Origin of the sequence: Polaribacter sp. (genome assembly GCF_965660385.1) — a bacterium.
GTDB lineage: Bacteria > Bacteroidota > Bacteroidia > Flavobacteriales > Flavobacteriaceae > Polaribacter.
This window is the reverse complement of sequence record NZ_CBFHZT010000009.1, coordinates 14,246-33,678: the sequence shown is the minus strand read 5'-3', so window position 1 is coordinate 33,678 and position 19,433 is coordinate 14,246. Positions and strand designations below refer to the sequence as shown.

The window sequence follows — 19,433 nt, the reverse complement described above, 5'->3', positions numbered from 1 at the left end:
TAAATTGATTGTACTGTTGTATCTTTAAAGCAATGCATCAATTAACCAAAAGAAATATGAAAATTAATAAAGTTTTAGTTGCCAATAGAGGAGAAATTGCCATAAGAATATTTAGAGCCTGTACAGAAATAAATGTAAAAACGGTAGGTATTTATACCTATGAAGATCGGTATTCTTTACATCGATATAAATCCGATGAATCTTACCAAATTGGCGAGGATAGTCAGCCACTAAAACCTTATTTAGATATTGATGCCATAATTAAGATTGCTAAAGAAAATGATGTAGATGCTATACATCCTGGTTATGGTTTTTTATCCGAAAATGCAAACTTTGCCCAAAAGTGTGAGGAAAATAACATCATTTTTGTTGGGCCTAAAGTATCTGTTTTAAAATCTTTGGGTGATAAAATTACCGCTAAAACAGTAGCCATAGAAAATAATATTCCAATTATTCAAAGTAATCAAAACGCTTTAGATAATTTAGAAATTGCGTTAACCGAAGCTCAAGAAATTGGTTATCCTGTAATGTTAAAAGCTGCTTCTGGTGGTGGTGGTCGTGGAATGCGTGTAATTCGTGAAGAAAGCGAATTGAAAAAAGCCTATGGAGAAAGTAAAAGAGAAGCCTTAAATGCTTTTGGAGATGACACGGTTTTTTTAGAAAAATTTGTGGAAAATCCTAAACATATTGAAATTCAGATTGTTGCAGATAATTATGGCAATACTGTACATTTATTTGAAAGAGATTGTTCTGTACAAAGACGTTATCAAAAAGTAATTGAGTTTGCGCCTTCTTATGGTTTATCGCAAGAAACAAAAGATGCGTTGTATATTTATGCCATCAAAATTTGTAAAGCGGTTCAATATAACAATATTGGTACAGTAGAGTTTTTGGTAGATAGTGATGGATCTATTTACTTTATAGAAGTTAATCCAAGAATACAAGTAGAACATACAGTTACAGAAGTAATTACCAATATCGATTTGGTAAAAACACAATTATTTATTGCTGGAGGTTATAAATTATCAGATCAACAAATAAAAATTAGCAGTCAAGAAGCGATATCAATTAATGGGTATGCATTACAATGTAGAATAACTACAGAAGATCCTCAAAATGATTTTAAACCAGATTTTGGTTCCATAACAACGTACAGAAGTGCTTCTGGTTTCGGAATTCGTTTAGATGCAGGAAGTATTTATCAAGGGGTTAAAATTTCACCTTTTTTCGATTCAATGTTGGTTAAAGTTACTGCACATGGCAGAACTTTAGATGGTGCTTCTAGAAAAATTAGAAGAGCATTAAGCGAATTTAGAATTCGAGGTGTAAAAACAAATATGCCTTTTTTAGACAATATTTTGCAACATGACTCTTTTAGAAAAGGAGAAATTACAGTAAATTTCATAAAATCAACACCAAGTTTGTTTGCTTTTAAAGCACCAAGAAATAGAGCTAATAAACTTATTACCTATTTGGGAGATATTACTGTGAATGGTAATAAAGACGTTAAAAAAATAGATGCATCTAAAACTTTTATAAAACCAAAAGTTCCTGCTTTTGATAGACATGCTGCTTATCCAAAAGGGACAAAAGATTTGTTAACAGAATTAGGCCCTGAAGGATTTTCTAAATGGTTAAAAAATGAAAAGAAAATTCATTTTACAGATACCACAATGCGTGATGCTCATCAAAGTTTATTAGCTACAAGAATGCGGACTTTTGATATGCTAAAAGTTGCAGAAGGATATGCAAAAAATCATCCTAATATTTTTAGTATGGAAGTTTGGGGAGGAGCCACTTTTGATGTTTGTTTGCGTTTTTTACAAGAAAACCCTTGGGAAAGGTTACGTTTACTAAGAGCCAAAATGCCAAATGTATTACTACAGATGTTAATTAGAGGCTCAAATGGAGTAGGTTATACAGCTTATCCTGATAACTTAATTGGTAAGTTTGTTGAGCAATCTTGGGAAAATGGAGTCGATTTATTTAGAATTTTCGATTCTCTTAATTGGATGAAATCCATAGCGCCTTGCATAGAACATGTACGTACAAAAACCAAAGGTTTGGCAGAAGGTGCAATTTGTTATACAGGTGATATTTTAGACGTAAATAACACAAAATATAATTTAAAATATTACCTGGAATTAGCCAAAGAAATAGAAAATGCGGGTGCGCATATTTTAGCTATTAAAGATATGGCTGGTTTATTAAAACCTTATGCAGCATCAGAATTGGTTACTGCATTAAAATCAGAATTGAGTATTCCAATTCATTTGCATACGCACGATACATCATCTATACAATCTGCCACGTATTTAAAAGCCATTGAAGCAGGTGTGGATGTAGTTGATGTTGCTTTAAGTGGTTTATCTGGCTTAACATCACAACCGAATTTTAATTCAGTTGTAGAGATGATGAAGTTTCACGAAAGAGAAAATCCAATAAATATAACTTCATTAAATGAATATTCTAATTATTGGGAAACTGTAAGAGAATATTATTATCCTTTTGAATCTGGTTTAAAAGCTGGTTCAGGAGAGGTGTTTCAACATGAAATTCCTGGAGGACAGTATTCAAATTTAAAACCACAAGCACAGGCACTTGGCTTGGAAAGTCGTTTTCACGAAATCACAAAAATGTATGGAGAGGTAAATACGTTGTTTGGTAATATTACCAAAGTTACACCAAGCTCTAAAGTAGTGGGAGATATGGCTCAGTATTTAGTGAGTAACAATTTAACCATAAATGATGTTTTAGAAAGAGGGGAGACCATCTCTTTTCCACAATCTGTAGTGAGTCTTTTTAAGGGAGATTTAGGGCAACCTGTAGGTGGTTTTCCAGAAAAATTACAGAAAATTATTTTAAAAGATCAAAAACCATACAATGAAAGACCCAATGCGCATTTGGCTCCAATAGATTTTGAAGTTGAATATGCAGAGTTCAAAAAAATATTTGAAAATGATTTAAGTAGAAAAATTGATTTTACCGATTTTTTATCTTACAAATTGTACCCTAAAGTTTTTACAGATGCTTACAATAAACATTTAAAATATGATAACCTAACTAATTTACCAACAAAAAATTTCTTTTATGGTATAGAAATTGGCGAAGAAATTACAGTAGATTTAGATCGTGGAAAAACCTTGTTAATTACATTAGATTCCATCAGTAAACCAAATAATAAAGGTTTAGTTACAATTTATTTTAAAGTAAATGGACAAGGAAGAACAGTGTTAATTAAGGATGAATCTATTAAAGTAAATACCATTCAGAATACAAAAATAGATAAAGATGATGCCTCTCAAATTGGCGCTCCTTTACAAGGGTTATTATCAACGATTTTGGTGAAAAATGGTGATAAAATCACTAAAAATCAACCTTTGTTTATTATTGAAGCTATGAAAATGGAAACCACAATAACTGCAAATAACGATGCAACCATTAAAAAAATTGTTTTAAAAGAAGGTACTATGGTAAATTCTGACGATTTAGTAATTGAGTTAGCTTAAAACTTTTAATTAAGTTATTTTTTGATGATGATAATTATTTTTAAACGTTTTTAGCTTGTTTAAAACTGTATTCATTTTAACTTAAACTTTGCATGGTTACCAATTTAAAATACTCGCCTTTTTGTAAAAGTAACGCTTCGTGTTTGCCTTGCTCAACAATTTTACCTTTTCGTAGCACTACAATTTTATCTGCTTTTTGTATGGTAGATAATCTATGTGCAATAACCATAGATGTTCTGTTTTGCATCATTTTTTCTAAAGCAATTTGTACCAATTGTTCAGACTCTGTATCTAGAGCAGAAGTAGCTTCGTCTAAAATCATAATTGGTGGGTTTTTTAAAACAGCTCTTGCAATCGATAAACGTTGTTTTTGTCCGCCAGAAAGTGTTCCTCCACTATCACCAATATTTGTTTGAAATTTATCAGGTAAATTCTGAATAAACTCATTAGCATTGGCAATTTCAGAGGCTTCTAAGATTGCTTTATCAGTAGCATTTTCTGTTCCTAATTTAATATTGTTTTCTACAGTATCGTTAAATAAAATTGAGTCTTGCGTTACAATACCCATTAAATCTCGTAAAGATTTTTTAGTAATATCTTTTATGTTGATGTCATCAATACAAATATCACCCTTATTTACATCGTAAAAACGAGTTATTAAATTCGCTAAGGTAGATTTTCCACTTCCTGATTGCCCTACCAAAGCAACCGTTTCTCCTTTGTTTATGGTTAAAGAAAAATCTTGTAAAACATACTCATCTTTATATTTAAAAGAAATGTTTTTAAATTCAATTTTATGATTAAATCCGTTTTTAACCAAAGCATCTGGTTTGTCTTTAATACTATTTTCTGTCTGTAAAACTTGCATAATTCTTTGTGCAGAAGCTTCACCTTTTTTAATATTATAAAAAGTAGTGGTAATTAATTTTATAGGATTTAAAACCGTGTAGAACAGTACAATATAACCCATAAATTTACCAGCTTCTAAACTACTTGTATTTTCCAACACCTCTGTACCTCCATACCAAAGAATGGTAATAATGGTGGCAGAGCCTAAAAATTCACTCATAGGTGAAGCTAAAGTTTGCCTATGAAAAACACTAGTCATTAATTTTCTAAATGTAGCAGTCGATTCGTTAAACTTACGTTCAATAATTTTTTCTGAGTTAAATCCTTTTATAACGCGTAAACCCGTTAACGTTTCTTCAATAAAAGACAAAAATGTACCGGTTTCTTTTTGAGCTTTTACAGATTGCGATTTTAATTTTTTACTGATGGATGAAATGATAAAACCAGAAACTGGCAATAAAATAAAAACAAATAGTGTTAATTTTAAACTGATAAAAAGCATTATTCCAATAGAAATAACCACGGTTAGTGGTTCTCTAACCAAGGTTTCAATTGATGTTAAAATCGAGTTTTCAACTTCTTGTACATCAGCAGTCATTCTTGCAATAATGTCTCCTTTTCTTTTTTCTGTAAAATAGGAGATGGGCAATTCTACAATTTTGCGGTATAAATTGTCTCTTAAGTCTTTAACAATACCAGTTCTTAAAAAAGTAATGACATAAGATGCTAAATATCGAAAGAGATTTTTGAAAAAGAATAAAGAAAGCGATAGTAAACATATAAATAATAACACTTTTACTTGCCCTTCTTCAGTAATTTTGTTGGAAATGTAATAATTGAAACTCCCTTCTAAATAAGAACCTAAATTGGCTATACCTTCGTAAACAGGTTTTTCTATAATTGCTTTTTTTACACCAAATAAAATATTGAGTACAGGTATAAAAGCTAAAACCGATAAAACATTAAAAATGGCGTAAAAAATATTAAAGAGAATATTTAAAAGTGTAAACTTTCTATATTCTCTTTCATATTTAAGAATGTCCTTAAAGTGACTCATTAATTTAACTTCATCTCTTTTATAATGCGTTGAATTTTTGCATCTAGTTCAGCTTCTACTTTTTCAGCATTTTCAGCTGCATCTAAAGGTGCATTAACACTAAAATAAAATTTTATTTTAGGTTCTGTTCCACTTGGTCTTGCTGCAATTCTGGTGCCTGAAGCAGTTTGATAAATCAACACATTAGATTTTGGCATATCAATTTCGGTAACATCACCAGTAATTAAATTCTTTTTGGTTGATGCTTGGTAGTCGCAAAGCGATTCTATTTTTTCTCCATCAACCTCAGTAATTGGGTTGTTACGCATATCACTTAACATTTGCTGAATTTCAGCAGCCCCATCCATTCCTTTTTTTGTGATAGAAATTAAGTGTTCTTTGTAAAAACTTTCTCTTACATAAATATCTAATAATTCTTTATAGAAAGAACTTCCGTTTTGTTTTGCTAAAGCTGCAACTTCACAAGCTAAAAGTGTGGCTGTAACTGCATCTTTATCTCTTACAAAATCGCCAACCATATAACCAAAACTTTCTTCACCACCACCAATAAAATTAAGTTCTGGAAAATCTTTTACCATTTTGGCAATCCATTTAAAACCAGTTAAACCAACTTTGGTACCAACACCAAAACTGGCAGCAACGTCATTTACCAACTCTGTAGATACAATTGTAGAACCTACAAATTGTTTTCCATTTAATTTTCCTTCCTCTTTCCATTTACGTAGTAAAAAGTCTGTCATAACAACCATAGTTTGGTTACCATTCATCAACTTCATACTACCATCCATATCTCTTACAGCAACACCTAATCTATCGCAATCTGGGTCTGTACCAATTACAATATCAGCGCCAATTTCATTAGCTAAATTTGTAGCCATTTCTAGAGCTTCAGGTTCTTCAGGGTTTGGTGATTTTACGGTTGGGAAATCGCCATCTGGTTTTCTTTGCTCTTCTACAATATGAACATCTGTATAACCAGCTTCAGACAATGCATCAGGCACAGACATTATTGAGGTACCATGCAAAGATGTAAAAACTATTTTTAAATTTTTTCTGTCAATATTAGGGGATAAAGAACCATTTTTTACAGAATTCTCAATAAAAACTTTATCTACATCAGCACCAATCATTTCAATCAATTCTTCATTAGCATCAAAATTGATTTCTGAAAACTCTAATGCGTTTACTTTATTGATAATTCCACTATCATTTGGGGGTACAATCTGACCACCATCTGCCCAATATACTTTGTAACCATTATATTCAGGCGGATTATGAGACGCTGTTAAAACAATACCTGCATCACAATCTAAATGACGCACAGCAAATGATAATTCTGGTGTAGGTCTTAAATCTTCAAATAGAAAAACTTTAATATTATTTGCTGATAAAACATCGGCTACAACTTTAGCAAACTTTTTACTATTGTGCCTACAATCGTAAGCAATTACAACACTTAATTGTTCTTTATCTACGTTTTCAATCAAATAATTTGATAATCCTTGTGTTGCTCGCCCTAACGTATATTTATTGATTCTGTTGGTTCCAGCACCCATAGTGCCTCGCATTCCACCAGTACCAAATTCCATATCTTTATAGAATCTGTCTGCTAAATCATCAGGATTATTAGTAATTAATTCTTGAATTTCAGTTTGAGTTTCGGCATCAAAAATTGGAGTTAACCATTGTTTTGCTTTTTCTAAAATATCATTCATAGTTTGATAAAGTTAAGTTTAATAAGTTAATTAAATACTTTTGAAATACAAATATACATTTACAAATTTAGTTTTTCTTTGATTGTATAGTGTTTTTCATCACTTTTTGTTTTAATAATGAGTTCTCCAAGAAATCCTGCTAAGAATAAAAGCGTACCAAGAATCATAGAGGTTAATGCAATATAAAACCAAGGATTGTCTGTAACTAATATAGTTTTTATGCCATTATAAAGTTTATAAAGCTTGTAGGCGCCAATGTAAAAGGCAGATGTAGTACCAAACAAAAACATAAATGTACCCCAAAGGCCAAAAAAATGCATAGGTCTTTTACCAAATTTTGATAAAAAAGAAATGGTAATTAAATCTAGAAAGCCGTTTATAAATCTTTCCATACCAAATTTTGTTTCGCCATATTTTCTTGCTTGATGTTGTACTACTTTTTCATCTATATTGTTAAAGCCAGCGTTTTTTGCTAAAACAGGAATATACCTGTGCATTTCTCCACTAACTTTTACAGTTTTGATAACTTCATTTCTATACGCTTTTAATCCGCAGTTAAAGTCATGTAATTGTAAACCAGAAGTTTTTCTAGCGGCTGCATTAAATAATTTAGAAGGTATATTTTTGGTGATGATATTATCGTAACGTTTCTTTTTCCAACCAGAAACTAAATCTAATTTTTTATCAATAATTAAATCGTATAATTCAGGAATTTCTTCTGGATTATCTTGTAAATCAGCATCCATTGTAATGACAACATTACCTTGAGCCATTTGAAAACCAGCATCTAAAGCTTGTGATTTACCGTAGTTTTTTTGAAAACGAATTCCTTTAACAGCAGTATTTTTTGAAGATAAATTCTTTATAACTTTCCATGAATGATCTGTACTACCATCATCGATAAAAATAATTTCATATAAATAACGATTGGATTGCATCACAGATACAATCCAATCGTGTAATTCTAGTAAAGATTCTTCTTCGTTAAGAAGTGGTATTACTACCGAAATTTGCATATTTAGGTTCAAATTTTGATATTCTAAAAATCAAAGTTACAATTTTATAAAATATAGAACGCTAAACTTTAGATTTTAGTAAGTATCTTCTTCAGATTTTTTCTTAACAGCAGCAATAATTGCAGAAGAAATAAAGCCTATAAATGTCATAAACAAAAGACCCATTCCATACCCAACAGCCGTTCCTTGAAACTTACCTTGCATTTCTAATTGCATTTCAATTTGTTCTTCTGTAAGACCAGCATCTACCAATGCTAATCTTGTTACTTCTTCAACCTGAGCATAAAAATCTGGTTCTATTACAGAGGTAAAAACCAATTGGTATAAAGTACTTATGATTGTACCAATTAGTACAATACCTACACCTATTTTAACACCTTGTCCCCAACTCATAAATCCTTCATTGGTATTTTTGAATTTGTTCATCCCAAGAATTGGGAATAAAATAATTCCTAATAGAATTACTCCGAAATTGATATAACCGGCTGTTGGCTCTAAGTGCATGCCTAAGGCATAAGGCACTAGACTTGCTACAACTAATAACAAACCAAAATATAATCCATTATTTAAAATGATACCTTTACTATCTGCTTGATTTTCCATTGTTTTTAAAATTTAGTTAGTGATACAAATATATGTTTTTCATTTTGGTATTATAATTTTTACAATCCAAAAACATATTATTAGTAATCAATACTTTAATAATGTTACATAAAAATTCTTATTTTTTTAATTGTTTAAATAAAAATAGATTGTAAATTTGCAGTGGCAAGTCCTACACAACTAGCTCCCTTTGAATCCCCCAGGGTGGGAACACAGCAAGGGTATTAGGTTGTAGCAGTGTGATGTAGATAGCTTGCCATTTTTTGTGCGCTAAATTTAGATATCTTCATAATCTTTTAGCATATTTGTATGATTCGAAACTTCATAAACTTTTATTTTAAATGTCTAAAACAGTTTTAGTTACTGGTGCATCATCAGGGATAGGAAAAGCAATTGCAACTTTTTTACAACAAAAAGGTTATCAGGTTTATGGAACTAGTAGAAATCCTAAAAACCCTAAAAATTATTCTTTTGAATTGATAGCTTTGGATGTTTTGAATGTTGATACTATTAAAAGTGCAGTAGAAAGCATCATACAAAAAGAGGGTAGATTGGATGTGTTAGTCAATAACGCAGGAATGGGAATTACTGGACCTTTAGAAGATACACCTACAGATGAAATGCGCGCAGTTTTTAACACCAATTTTTTTGGTGCTATTGATGTTATGAAAGCTGTTTTACCACAAATGCGCAAACAAAAATCTGGCATTATTATTAATGTAACTTCAATTGCAGGATATATGGGCTTGCCTTTTAGAGGAGTTTATTCAGCATCAAAAGGCGCTTTAGAGTTAATTACAGAAGCTCTAAGTATGGAGGTTAAAAATTTAGGGATTGATGTTACTAATATTGCTCCTGGAGATTTTGCTACAAATATTGCTGCTGGTAGATATCATACACCTGTTTTAGAAAATTCGGCCTACAGAGAAAAGTATCAAGAAAATTTAGATTTGATGGATGCTCATGTAGATCAAGGAATGCCACCTCTAGAAATGGCGAAAGCTGTTTATAAAATTATCAATACTAAGCAACCAAAACTACATTATAAAGTTGGCGATTTTATGCAAAAGTTTTCTATTATTCTAAAGCGAATTTTACCAGACAGAATATATGAAAAGTTATTAATGAATCATTATAAACTTTAATTTTCTATGTTGATGTGTTCCTCTGCATTAGGGTTTACATAGGTTTCCAAAACTGCTATTTTACAATCTAAAGCATTAAATTCAATTTTTATCCATCCATAGAAATTTTTATTATTCCTGATTAATCTTACTGCATAATAATCATCCTTATCATTAGATAACTCTTTTTTGTAGGTTAAATTATTTTGAAGAAAAAAGTTATAACTTTCATAAGGTGGACTAAATTCATAAAAAACATCTAAAGAATTTTTAACATCTTCTGAATTGAATTTGTTTGCGGCATAACTTCTCGTGTTTTCTGTAGAAAATGGAGGTTCAAACAAAACAGGAAAAGGAATGCCAACTCCTTTTGGTGAGAGAATTTCGTTAATACTTTCATCTGTAGAAACTAACTTAATGTTATAAGAAACAAAGTTTGGTCTATTTGCAAAGTCAACCACTTCTTCAGCTAAAATATTATAATCGGTAGTACCATCATTATCTAAATCGATGGCTATTGGAAGTTTGTCACCAAAACAATCTGAAAAATAGGTGAAATTAGTATCTTCAACAAGATAATCATCAGGGGTAAATTCTATCCAAAAATTTAGTGTCTTAATCAATTTATCATGATGATCTCTGTACACAATCCGTCCTGCAAGTTTTTTATCGATTTCCCATTCATTAAGATAAAATTCTAAAACTTTAACCTCGGTTAAGGCACTAATATCTCCTGTGCCTCCGTTATAAAATTCATATCCACGATCTATTTGCAAACAACTGTCAATTTTTATAAAAACAAAATTAAGCGTCTCAGATAAACCATCATCATCTAATGGTTTGGTAAAATGTATTGTAACAGTATCATCTGTATAATTCCCTTGCCATAAAACCGGTTTATTTTCATTCGCTATTACAATGTTATCCGCTTCAGAAATAGAAAGATTAGAAAAATTGCAAATAACTGTTCCTTCAATCCCTTCTGTTCCAACCTCTCCTTCACAAGATGAAAAGATTAAAGAAAATAAAAGTAAGCATATGTATTGGTAAATTTTCATTGAGATTAAAGGTTAAATTTAAAAATTATCAAATAATTTAAGACCAATTATGTGTCAAATAATTTTTCTTAATTTTTAGTGAACAAAACTATTCTATTATACATTAATTTTAAAACTTGACGTGTTTATTTTATTTAAAAATCATCTTTGTTTCTATCTTTGTAAATAAATTATAATATAATAAAAATGAAATTTTTTATAGATACTGCAAATTTAGCACAAATTAAAGAAGCACAAGCTTTAGGTATTTTAGATGGTGTAACTACAAACCCATCTTTAATGGCTAAAGAAGGTATTACTGGACAAGAAAATATTATTAATCATTACAAAACCATTTGTGATGTTGTGGATGGTGATGTTTCTGCAGAGGTTATTGCTACAGATTTTGATGGTATGGTTAAAGAAGGTGAAGCATTAGCCGCTTTAAACCCTCAGATTGTGGTAAAATTACCGATGATAAAAGACGGAATTAAGGCTTGTAAATATTTTTCATCTAAAGGTATAAAAACAAACGTTACTTTGGTGTTTTCTGTTGGTCAAGCATTATTGGCTGCAAAAGCTGGTGCTACTTATGTGTCTCCTTTTTTAGGACGTTTAGATGATATTTCTACAGACGGATTAAACCTAATTTCGGAAATTAGAACGGTTTATGACAACTATAATTTTCAAACTCAAATTTTAGCAGCTTCTATACGTCACACCATGCATATTGTAGATTGTGCAAAATTAGGATCTGATGTAATGACAGGCCCTTTAAGCGCAATCGAAGGTTTGTTAAAACATCCTTTAACAGATAGTGGTTTGGCTAAATTTTTGGCAGATTATCAAAAAGGAAATTAAAAAATGGGTTTTGGTTGTTGGTATATAGTTTTTAATAATCACTTGTTACTTAAAACCAACAACTAAATTATGAAATATAATTAGAAGCTATTTCCTGCTTTCCACTATATCTTTTTTCTAGATCCTGAATTAAATTCAAGAACCAGAAAAAAGGATGTCGTTGCAATCAGGGCTAAACTTGTTTGGAAGCAAATAGCCATAAAATAAATAATAAAAACTCTCAAATTTACCCAGTTTGGAGTTCCTTTCTTTTGGGAAGGTTAGGATGGGCTTTTTTAATGTATCCTAAAAAAGAACTCGCACAGTTAGTAATTTCAGCTTGTCATCAATTTGATGTTGATACTGTTGTTATTTCTCCTGGTTCAAGAAATGCACCTTTAACCATTGGCTTTTCTAATCATGCAGCAATAGAAACCTTAAGTATTGTAGACGAAAGATGTGCCGCTTTTTTTGCATTAGGCATTGCCCAACAAAAACAAAAACCAGTGGCTGTTTTATGCACTTCTGGTTCTGCTCTTTTAAACTATTATCCTGCAGTGGCAGAGGCATTTTATAGTAATATTCCTTTGGTTGTTATTTCTGCAGATAGACCAAAACATTTAATTGATATTGGTGATGGGCAAACTATTCGTCAAGAAAACGTATTTGAAAATCATATTTTATGCTCTGCAAACTTAATCGAAAATCCAAAATTTAATCCAAGAAACGCTCAGTTAATTGGCGAAGCCTTGCAAGTGGCAACTTCTCAGAAAGGGCCAGTTCATATTAATGTACCTTTTGATGAGCCTTTGTACGAAACTGTAGAGGAATTGAAAAGCTTTCATTTTCCTAGAATATCGTCAAGTTTTTTAGATAATGCTAATATAGATTATAACAAGTTTGCCAATATTTGGAATACGTTACCCAAAAAAATGATTTTGGTTGGTGTAAATTATCCTGATGCAGCATTACACCAATTAATGGATTTGTATGCTGATGACAATGCTGTATTAATTTTTACAGAAACAACCTCTAATTTGCATCATGAAAAAGCAATAGATTCTATAGATCAGCTGATTTTTTCTTTACAAGAAGAAGGTTTTCAAGATTTACAGCCAGATATTCTCATCACTTTTGGAGGAATGATTATTTCTAAAAGAGTTAAAAAATTTTTAAGAGAATATCCACCAAAACATCATTGGGATATTGATGAGCGAAAAGCAACCAATACCTATTTTTGTTTAACTGATTTTATTCAAACGAATCCTAATAATTTTTTTAGCAATTTTAATGCTAAAATTTTAAAATCAGAGAGCAATTATCAATCAAAATGGTTAACCATTAGAGATAAAAGAAGAATAAAACATGCTGAATATTTATCGAAAATAGAACATTCAGATTTTAAGGTTTTTGAGCAGATTTTGCAAAGCGTGCCAAATGACAGCCAATTGCAAATTAGTAATAGTGCTGTTATTAGATATGCACAATTGTTTACCATCAACAAAACTGTAGAGGTGTATTGTAATAGAGGTACTAGCGGAATTGATGGCACCACATCTACAGCAATTGGAGCGGCTTTTACTAATAACAAACAAACCATATGCATTACTGGAGATTTGAGTTTTTTTTATGATTCTAATGCCCTTTGGAACAAAAATATTCCTAATAGTTTTAGAATTATTTTAATCAATAATTCAGGTGGAGGAATTTTTAAAATTATTCCTGGTCCGTCAACAACAAATGCGTCTAAATATTTTGAAACGCCACATTGTTTAACAGCCGAACATTTGTGCAATATGTATGCTTTTGAGTATCAAAAAGCATATTCTATAGCAACTGTTGAAGAAGCTTTAAAAGGATTTTATACATCGTCAAAACAACCAAAAATCTTAGAAATTTTTACACCAAGTGCAGAAAACGACAAAATACTAAAAGATTATTTTAAATATATACAATAATGGATTTACAAGTAGGTGATAAAGTAGAATTAGTAATAGAAACAGAAACTGCATTAGGTTATGTTGTTTTGATAAATGAAGAATTTGAAGGGCTATTATACAGAAATGAGGTTTTTGAAGATGTTGAAATTGATATGGAAGTAGATGGTTTCATTAAAAATATTCGAGAAGATGGAAAAATTGATGTTTCATTACGACCACAAGGGTTTAGAAATGTTATTGAAACTGATGTAGACAAAGTACTACATAAATTAAAAAATAGTAGCGAAGGTTTTTTATTATTAACAGATAAGAGCTCTCCAGAATCGATTAAGTTTCATTTAAAAATGAGCAAAAAAGCCTTTAAAAAAGCTGTTGGGAATTTATACCGCCAAAAAATAATCGTACTGAAAGAAGACAGAATTGAGTTGGTTAAATAAATAATTGATTAATTAATTAATACTTGTAAATAATCGATGTTCGACTCTTTTTATGGTATAGGTAAGCTTCTCTAAGTCAAAAATTTATCATTTCGACCTTGAGTAGAAATCAAAATTACCAACTATTTTAGCACTATTGCCTAATAATTAATTGAACTATTTAACTTTATAAGGTTGTTATTCTAAATTAGCTAAATAGTTTTACCCGTGAATTTTAGCTAATTTTCCACGCTCTTTCATCATTTCAGCTTCAAAAGCTAACAATGCATTCCATTTTTCATCTACAATGGTTCTATCTTGATATTGCCTTGCAAATTGTAAAAAAGTAGTATAATGATTGGCTTCAGAAATCATTAAATTCTTATAGAATTTTTGCAATTCTTCATCTTCCATATTTTCAGAAAATACCTTAAAGCGTTCACAACTTCTTGCTTCAATTAAAGCAGCTACCAACAAACGTTGAATTAAAGCGTTAGTTCTGTCTTTTGTTTTCGGAAAGAATTTTTGTAATCGAACAGCATAATCATTTTTCTGTTCGCGTCCTAAAACCATTCCACGTTTTACCATTAATAAATGTACCATTTTAAAATGTTGCATTTCCTCAATAGCAATATTACTCATTTCTTTTACTAATTCAGTTTCTTCTGAATAATTTATGATAATAGATACTGCATTTGATGCCGCTTTTTGCTCTAAAAAAGCATGGTCTGTTAATATCTGTTGCAAGTTTACTTTGGCAATTTCTGCCCAAGACGTTTCTGTTTCGAACTGTAATCCTAACATTGTTTTTATTTGATAGTGCAAAAGTAAAGAATATAACGTCTTTTATAGCAAAAGACGAACTATCTTTGGCAAAAATTTAAGCAGATTGGCTTTTATTAAAGAGCTTAAGATATTACAATAGTTATGGCAAATACAATTAAAAATCAAGAAGAAATTTTAGCAAAGCTAAATATTTACGAGTTAAACGAAATGCAAAACGAAGCCATTTCTGTAGTAGATTCAAATAACAATACAGTGATACTTTCGCCAACAGGTACAGGTAAAACTTTGGCTTTTTTATTGCCAACTTTACAATTAATTGATGCTGAGAATCAGGAAATTCAAGTTTTAATTTTAGTCCCTTCAAGAGAATTAGCTATTCAAATAGAACAAGTTATTCGCGAAATGGGCACTGGTTTTAAAGTAAATGCAGTGTATGGAGGGCGCTCTATGGCAAAAGATAAAATAGAAATTAAACATACACCGAGTATTTTAATTGGAACTCCAGGTAGAATTTCTGACCATTTTGCTAACGATCGCTTTTCTAAAGAAAGCATCAAAACTTTAATTTTAGATGAGTTTGATAAATCTTTAGAAGTTGGCTTTGAATATGAAATGAGAGGCATTATTAATCAACTGCCAAACATCAACAAGCGTATCCTAACATCTGCAACTCAAGATGCTGAAATTCCTGACTTTGTTAAGTTAAACAATCCAAAGGTTATCAATTATTTAACAGGAAAAAAATCAAAGAAATTAGCTATTAAAATTGTTGCTTCCCCATCAAAAAATAAAAATCAAACTTTAGTAGATTTAGTAAAACATATTGGTAATCAACCTGGAATTATTTTTTGTAATCTAAAAAGTAGTATAGATAGCGTAAGCGAATTTTTAACAAAAAATAAACTAGCACACAGTTGTTTTTCTGGAGGCATGGAGCAAAGAGACAGAGAACGTTCTTTAATTAAGTTTAGAAATGGAACGAGCCAAATTTTAGTAGCTACAGATTTGGCTGCAAGAGGAATAGATATTCCAGAAATGAAATATATTATTCATTATGAATTGCCAGAAAGAATTGAGGAATTTACCCATAGAAATGGAAGAACAGCAAGGGTAAATGCCAAAGGAACTGCTTATGTTTTAAAATGGGATAAAGAACATTTACCAGATTTTATAAAAGGTGCAACCAATGCAAATATTAGTAATAAACAGCAAATTAAGCCTGTTTTTTGGGAAACTTTATTTATTTCTGGAGGTAGAAAAGATAAAATTTCTAAAGGGGATATTGCTGGTTTATTCTTTAAAAAAGGAAATTTAAACAAAGATCAATTAGGCGTAATCGAATTAAAACAAGATTGTGCTTTTGTTGCTGTACCAGTTTCTGAAGCCAAGAGATTGGTTGAGGATTTAAATAATGTAAGATTAAAAAATAAAAAGGTTCGAGTTATAAGTATTTAGTTTATTGAATAATTTTCTGCAAACCCATACCAAAATAGGCGAGTGCTTTTATTTCTTTTACACTTTTTAAACGTTCATTTCCAATAATTAGTAATCCGTTTTCTGAGGCTTCAATATGATATTGTCTATTACTTTCAAAAAAGAGAATTAATTCGTTTGTAAAAAAGGTCCTTATTTCTTCTTCATTTTTTCCTGATAAATAAAATCGTTTGCTAAAGTCTGCATGGTTGTCAATATCAATGTCTTTATATCCTACAAAATGTAGAAAATGTTCAAAAAAGCCTTCTTTATCTAAAGTAAAATCAGGAATATCCTTATCTGTATGAATGTGTAACATGGTAATTTTAATCAATTGCTTGGCAATTAACTCACCTTCAGAGAAATGCGCGTCAAAAAGTGTACAAGAATCGTTAGAAAGTACGTTGGAAATTTTTTCAATTCTTCTTGTTTTAAAATATCCAAAAGAGGGTAATTCTTTCATTTCAACATCAGAAAAAGCATCATATTTCCATTGAATTTCTTTACTAATATTTTCAATGGATTTTTGTCTTCTGGTTAAAAAATAGTTTGAAGATTGCATCTGTTTTGGAATAATTTTTCGCAAAGCAAAAGGATGATTATTTTCAGATTTAGCTTCATCTAAACCAATAACCTCAAAATGCCCACCTTTTCTTGTAAAACTCTCTGCATAATTGCTTAAATTTTCCATTACAGAAACGTCTACAAAATCGCAAAGTGTAAAATCTATAATGGCTTCCTCTGTTTCTGGAATTTGATTTATTTTATCTTTAAGTTTGGTATAGTTTAAAAAGCTCGAAAAATTTTTAACACTCACATAATATTTATCATCTTGTTTAAACATTAAAACATTGGGCTTTAAAGCATTTTTTAAAAATAATCGAACATTTTTTGTAATGATACTATGAATGATAAATGTGGCAAAAATACCTGATAAAATTCCAGTAATTAAATTTGTACTAATTGTAATGATAAGCGTAATTAAAAAAATTAACAATTGCTCTTTACCTACATCAAACACTTTTTTTATGTTTTGAGGAGAGGCCAGTTTATAGCCCGTAAACACTAATATCGCAGCCAAAGCAGGTAAAGGAATTTTACGCAATTCTGCAGCAAATAAAAGGATAAATAACACTAAAAAACATGCATGAAAAAAGTTCGATGATCGATTACTACCTTTATTGTTTACGTTTACAGAACTTCTGGCAATTACAGTTACTACATTTAAACCGCCTAAAAATCCGCTAATTACAGTAGCAATTCCCAAAGCTTTAATATCCTTATTTATGTTAGATCTTCTTTTTAAAGCATCTAATTTATCTACTGCTTTAATACTCAATAAACTTTCTATACTAGCAATTAAGGTGATGCTAATTACAGCACTTATAAAGTCGATTTTGTAAATTTTTCCAAAATCAGGAAAAGCAAAATTTGATAAAATATCGTCAGGTAAATTAATGAGTAAATTTTTCTCAATTGGATAATTTAACGCAGAAAATTTATCAAAATAAAAATACATTCCTACACTTAATAAAACAATCCACATGGGCGCAGGAATTAATTTTAAATATCGATTTCTAATTTTGGGGTAAAAAATCATAATCAATAAACTAAAAATACCAACTAAACCTGCGTAAAAAGTACTAGAATTATCAGCTTTCATAAAACTGATAATTCCTTCTGGTACTTGTATCAACAATTGAATTATACTACCTTTAGCTTCTGTATTCCCCAACATTACGTGAAATTGCTTGGCAAAAATACCAATACCAATAGCTGCTAACATACCTTGTATTGCAGAAGAAGGAAAGAAGTCTCCAAGGCTACCCATTCTTAAAAAACCAAGCATAATCATTAAAACACCAGAAATAACAATTGCAGCCAAGGTGTACAAAAAACCTTGTTGCATATCGCCATTTCCTAAGGTAGTTATTGCAGCTAAAATTACCACCACTAAACCATTTCCAGGTCCTGTAATTGTTACGTTAGAGCCTCCAATAAGTGAAACAACAATACCACCAACAATGGCTGCAATAACCCCAGAAATTGGTGGAGCACCAGATGCCAAAGCCAAACCTAAACCTAAAGGCAAGGCAATTAAAGAGACCACAAAACCAGAAAATAAATTTTGAGGAATTTCTGACAAGAAGGTTTTAAATGTACTTTGTTTTTTCATTTATTTTACAATTAAAACATCTGCTGGTAATTCTGATAAAATATATTCAATATCATCTGGAAAAATACGGTGTATAAATCTTAATTTTTTTGGGGCATTCATGATCAATAAATCTGCTCTTTTAATTTTTGCATAATGCCCAATAGAATACCCTCTTTTCCCGAAAATACTTTGAGTTTTTATGGTTAAATCAGTACTGTCTATTTCTTTTAAAATATTTTGTACACGCCTGTTTTCTCTGAGTTCTATCCGTTTTTTTGCAATGGTTGCTTTTCGTAACGATTTGTCATCATCTATATGAACTTGTAAATCTTGTGGTTTTATTTCTTCAACAATAGTTATTTTTTTACAGTTTAGATAATCAGAAACTACAAAAGCAGTTTTAATTGTTTCTTCGGTTCTTTCATCCTCTAAACCATTTACAACAATGTGTTTACAAGGCACCCTTATTATAGATGGTTTAATTAATAAAAGTATAGAGCATGGTACTTTTCTTGTTATTTTTTGAGCAACTGGCCCAACATAATATTTATATCGTTTTTCTTGTTGTAAGGCACCTAAAATTAATAAATCTATTTGCTTGTTTTTACAAATTTCTAGAATAACATCTACAGGTTTACCTCTTTGCCAAATGATTGTAAAATTGGTTTGTAAATCTTCGGCTTTATCTAAAATTACATTTAGCTTGTCTTCTTTTTCTTTTGATTGATCACCAACATGTACACCAATTAAGTCAGCATTAAACAAGTTTGCTAAACGAATGGCTTCAAAAAGGTTGGGTTTTAGGTTTGGAGAAAAAGCGATTCCAATTAAGATTTTATTAAAATTAGGCAAAAAAAAGATTTAGAGATTGAGTTATTTGCACAAGATACCAAACTTTATAGGAAAGAAA

The 19,433-nt window shown here is 30.4% G+C and carries 14 protein-coding genes and 1 other RNA gene; 7 read left to right on the top strand and 8 right to left on the bottom strand.

The window, feature by feature from the left end:
- The first annotated feature begins 56 nt into the window (after positions 1-56).
- Entirely contained in the window at positions 57-3,509 is a 3,453-nt protein-coding gene (locus tag ACTG3V_RS04480; protein WP_439130939.1) for a pyruvate carboxylase, read from the top strand.
- A gap of 76 nt (positions 3,510-3,585) precedes the next feature.
- Here ACTG3V_RS04480 and ACTG3V_RS04475 read toward each other — a convergent pair whose 3' ends face one another.
- The 4 genes from ACTG3V_RS04475 to ACTG3V_RS04460 form a co-directional block, all read right to left on the bottom strand.
- Positions 3,586-5,415: an ABC transporter ATP-binding protein gene (locus tag ACTG3V_RS04475; RefSeq protein ID WP_439130938.1), complete on the bottom strand. Its 1,830-nt coding sequence runs from the start codon at positions 5,413-5,415 to the stop codon at positions 3,586-3,588.
- Positions 5,415-7,130, bottom strand: a complete 1,716-nt coding sequence (locus ACTG3V_RS04470; RefSeq protein WP_439130937.1) for a phospho-sugar mutase — start codon at positions 7,128-7,130, stop codon at positions 5,415-5,417. The genes ACTG3V_RS04475 and ACTG3V_RS04470 overlap by 1 nt, the downstream gene beginning before the upstream one ends.
- 59 nt (positions 7,131-7,189) lie before the next feature.
- On the bottom strand, positions 7,190-8,146 hold the full coding sequence (locus ACTG3V_RS04465; protein ID WP_439130936.1) for a glycosyltransferase family 2 protein: 957 nt from the start codon (positions 8,144-8,146) through the stop codon (positions 7,190-7,192).
- 75 nt (positions 8,147-8,221) lie between these two features.
- Entirely contained in the window at positions 8,222-8,749 is a 528-nt protein-coding gene (locus ACTG3V_RS04460; protein ID WP_439130935.1) for a DUF4199 domain-containing protein, read from the bottom strand.
- Between the two features lie 163 nt (positions 8,750-8,912).
- On the opposite strand from ACTG3V_RS04460, the gene ffs reads away from it, so the two are divergent.
- Together ffs and ACTG3V_RS04450 are read left to right on the top strand one after the other, a co-directional pair.
- Positions 8,913-9,011: signal recognition particle sRNA small type (ffs, locus tag ACTG3V_RS04455), an RNA gene on the top strand.
- A gap of 79 nt (positions 9,012-9,090) precedes the next feature.
- Positions 9,091-9,894 (top strand): SDR family oxidoreductase, encoded by an 804-nt coding sequence (locus tag ACTG3V_RS04450; protein ID WP_439130934.1) that lies wholly within the window; start codon positions 9,091-9,093, stop codon positions 9,892-9,894.
- On the opposite strand, the gene ACTG3V_RS04445 is transcribed toward ACTG3V_RS04450, so the two are convergent.
- Positions 9,891-10,931 (bottom strand): hypothetical protein, encoded by a 1,041-nt coding sequence (locus ACTG3V_RS04445; RefSeq protein ID WP_439130933.1) that lies wholly within the window; start codon positions 10,929-10,931, stop codon positions 9,891-9,893. The two genes, ACTG3V_RS04450 and ACTG3V_RS04445, sit on opposite strands and share 4 nt — an antisense overlap.
- A 186-nt stretch (positions 10,932-11,117) precedes the next feature.
- Between ACTG3V_RS04445 and fsa the strand changes: the two genes are divergently transcribed.
- The 3 genes from fsa to ACTG3V_RS04430 all read left to right on the top strand — a co-directional run bounded on the left by fsa (position 11,118) and on the right by ACTG3V_RS04430 (position 14,127).
- On the top strand, positions 11,118-11,771 hold the full coding sequence (fsa, locus tag ACTG3V_RS04440) for a fructose-6-phosphate aldolase (protein ID WP_439130932.1): 654 nt from the start codon (positions 11,118-11,120) through the stop codon (positions 11,769-11,771).
- A gap of 278 nt (positions 11,772-12,049) precedes the next feature.
- On the top strand, positions 12,050-13,708 hold the full coding sequence (gene menD, locus ACTG3V_RS04435) for a 2-succinyl-5-enolpyruvyl-6-hydroxy-3-cyclohexene-1-carboxylic-acid synthase (protein WP_439130984.1): 1,659 nt from the start codon (positions 12,050-12,052) through the stop codon (positions 13,706-13,708).
- Positions 13,708-14,127 carry a DNA-binding protein gene (locus ACTG3V_RS04430; protein WP_439130931.1) on the top strand — a complete coding sequence of 140 codons (420 nt, stop codon included), beginning with the start codon at positions 13,708-13,710 and terminating at the stop codon, positions 14,125-14,127. Before menD ends, ACTG3V_RS04430 begins: the two co-directional genes overlap by 1 nt.
- Positions 14,128-14,328: 201 nt before the next feature.
- Here ACTG3V_RS04430 and ACTG3V_RS04425 read toward each other — a convergent pair whose 3' ends face one another.
- Entirely contained in the window at positions 14,329-14,910 is a 582-nt protein-coding gene (locus ACTG3V_RS04425) for a tRNA-(ms[2]io[6]A)-hydroxylase (RefSeq protein WP_439130930.1), read from the bottom strand.
- Between the two features lie 123 nt (positions 14,911-15,033).
- Here ACTG3V_RS04425 and ACTG3V_RS04420 point away from each other — a divergent pair, with 123 nt between their 5' ends.
- The gene (locus ACTG3V_RS04420) at positions 15,034-16,347 is read left to right on the top strand and encodes a DEAD/DEAH box helicase (protein WP_439130929.1); all 1,314 of its coding nucleotides are present in this window, start codon (positions 15,034-15,036) and stop codon (positions 16,345-16,347) included.
- Between the two features lies 1 nt (position 16,348).
- Here ACTG3V_RS04420 and ACTG3V_RS04415 read toward each other — a convergent pair whose 3' ends face one another.
- Both ACTG3V_RS04415 and ACTG3V_RS04410 read right to left on the bottom strand, forming a co-directional pair.
- Entirely contained in the window at positions 16,349-18,541 is a 2,193-nt protein-coding gene (locus ACTG3V_RS04415) for a SulP family inorganic anion transporter (protein ID WP_439130928.1), read from the bottom strand.
- Positions 18,542-19,375, bottom strand: a complete 834-nt coding sequence (locus ACTG3V_RS04410; RefSeq protein WP_439130927.1) for a universal stress protein — start codon at positions 19,373-19,375, stop codon at positions 18,542-18,544.
- Positions 19,376-19,433: the final 58 nt, after the last annotated feature.

Excerpts from the sequence above, each read along its gene's own strand:
- ACTG3V_RS04475 (WP_439130938.1), bottom strand. The coding sequence starts at position 5,415 with ATGAGTCACTTTAAGGACATTCTTAAATATGAAAGAGAATATAGAAAG.
- ACTG3V_RS04460 (WP_439130935.1), bottom strand. The coding sequence starts at position 8,749 with ATGGAAAATCAAGCAGATAGTAAAGGTATCATTTTAAATAATGGATTA.
- ACTG3V_RS04470 (WP_439130937.1), bottom strand. The coding sequence starts at position 7,130 with ATGAATGATATTTTAGAAAAAGCAAAACAATGGTTAACTCCAATTTTT.
- ACTG3V_RS04415 (WP_439130928.1), bottom strand. The coding sequence starts at position 18,541 with ATGAAAAAACAAAGTACATTTAAAACCTTCTTGTCAGAAATTCCTCAA.
- ACTG3V_RS04445 (WP_439130933.1), bottom strand. The coding sequence starts at position 10,931 with ATGAAAATTTACCAATACATATGCTTACTTTTATTTTCTTTAATCTTT.
- ACTG3V_RS04450 (WP_439130934.1), top strand. The coding sequence starts at position 9,091 with ATGTCTAAAACAGTTTTAGTTACTGGTGCATCATCAGGGATAGGAAAA.
- ACTG3V_RS04430 (WP_439130931.1), top strand. The coding sequence starts at position 13,708 with ATGGATTTACAAGTAGGTGATAAAGTAGAATTAGTAATAGAAACAGAA.
- ACTG3V_RS04480 (WP_439130939.1), top strand. The coding sequence starts at position 57 with ATGAAAATTAATAAAGTTTTAGTTGCCAATAGAGGAGAAATTGCCATA.
- ACTG3V_RS04465 (WP_439130936.1), bottom strand. The coding sequence starts at position 8,146 with ATGCAAATTTCGGTAGTAATACCACTTCTTAACGAAGAAGAATCTTTA.
- ACTG3V_RS04425 (WP_439130930.1), bottom strand. The coding sequence starts at position 14,910 with ATGTTAGGATTACAGTTCGAAACAGAAACGTCTTGGGCAGAAATTGCC.
- ACTG3V_RS04420 (WP_439130929.1), top strand. The coding sequence starts at position 15,034 with ATGGCAAATACAATTAAAAATCAAGAAGAAATTTTAGCAAAGCTAAAT.
- menD (WP_439130984.1), top strand. The coding sequence starts at position 12,050 with ATGTATCCTAAAAAAGAACTCGCACAGTTAGTAATTTCAGCTTGTCAT.
- fsa (WP_439130932.1), top strand. The coding sequence starts at position 11,118 with ATGAAATTTTTTATAGATACTGCAAATTTAGCACAAATTAAAGAAGCA.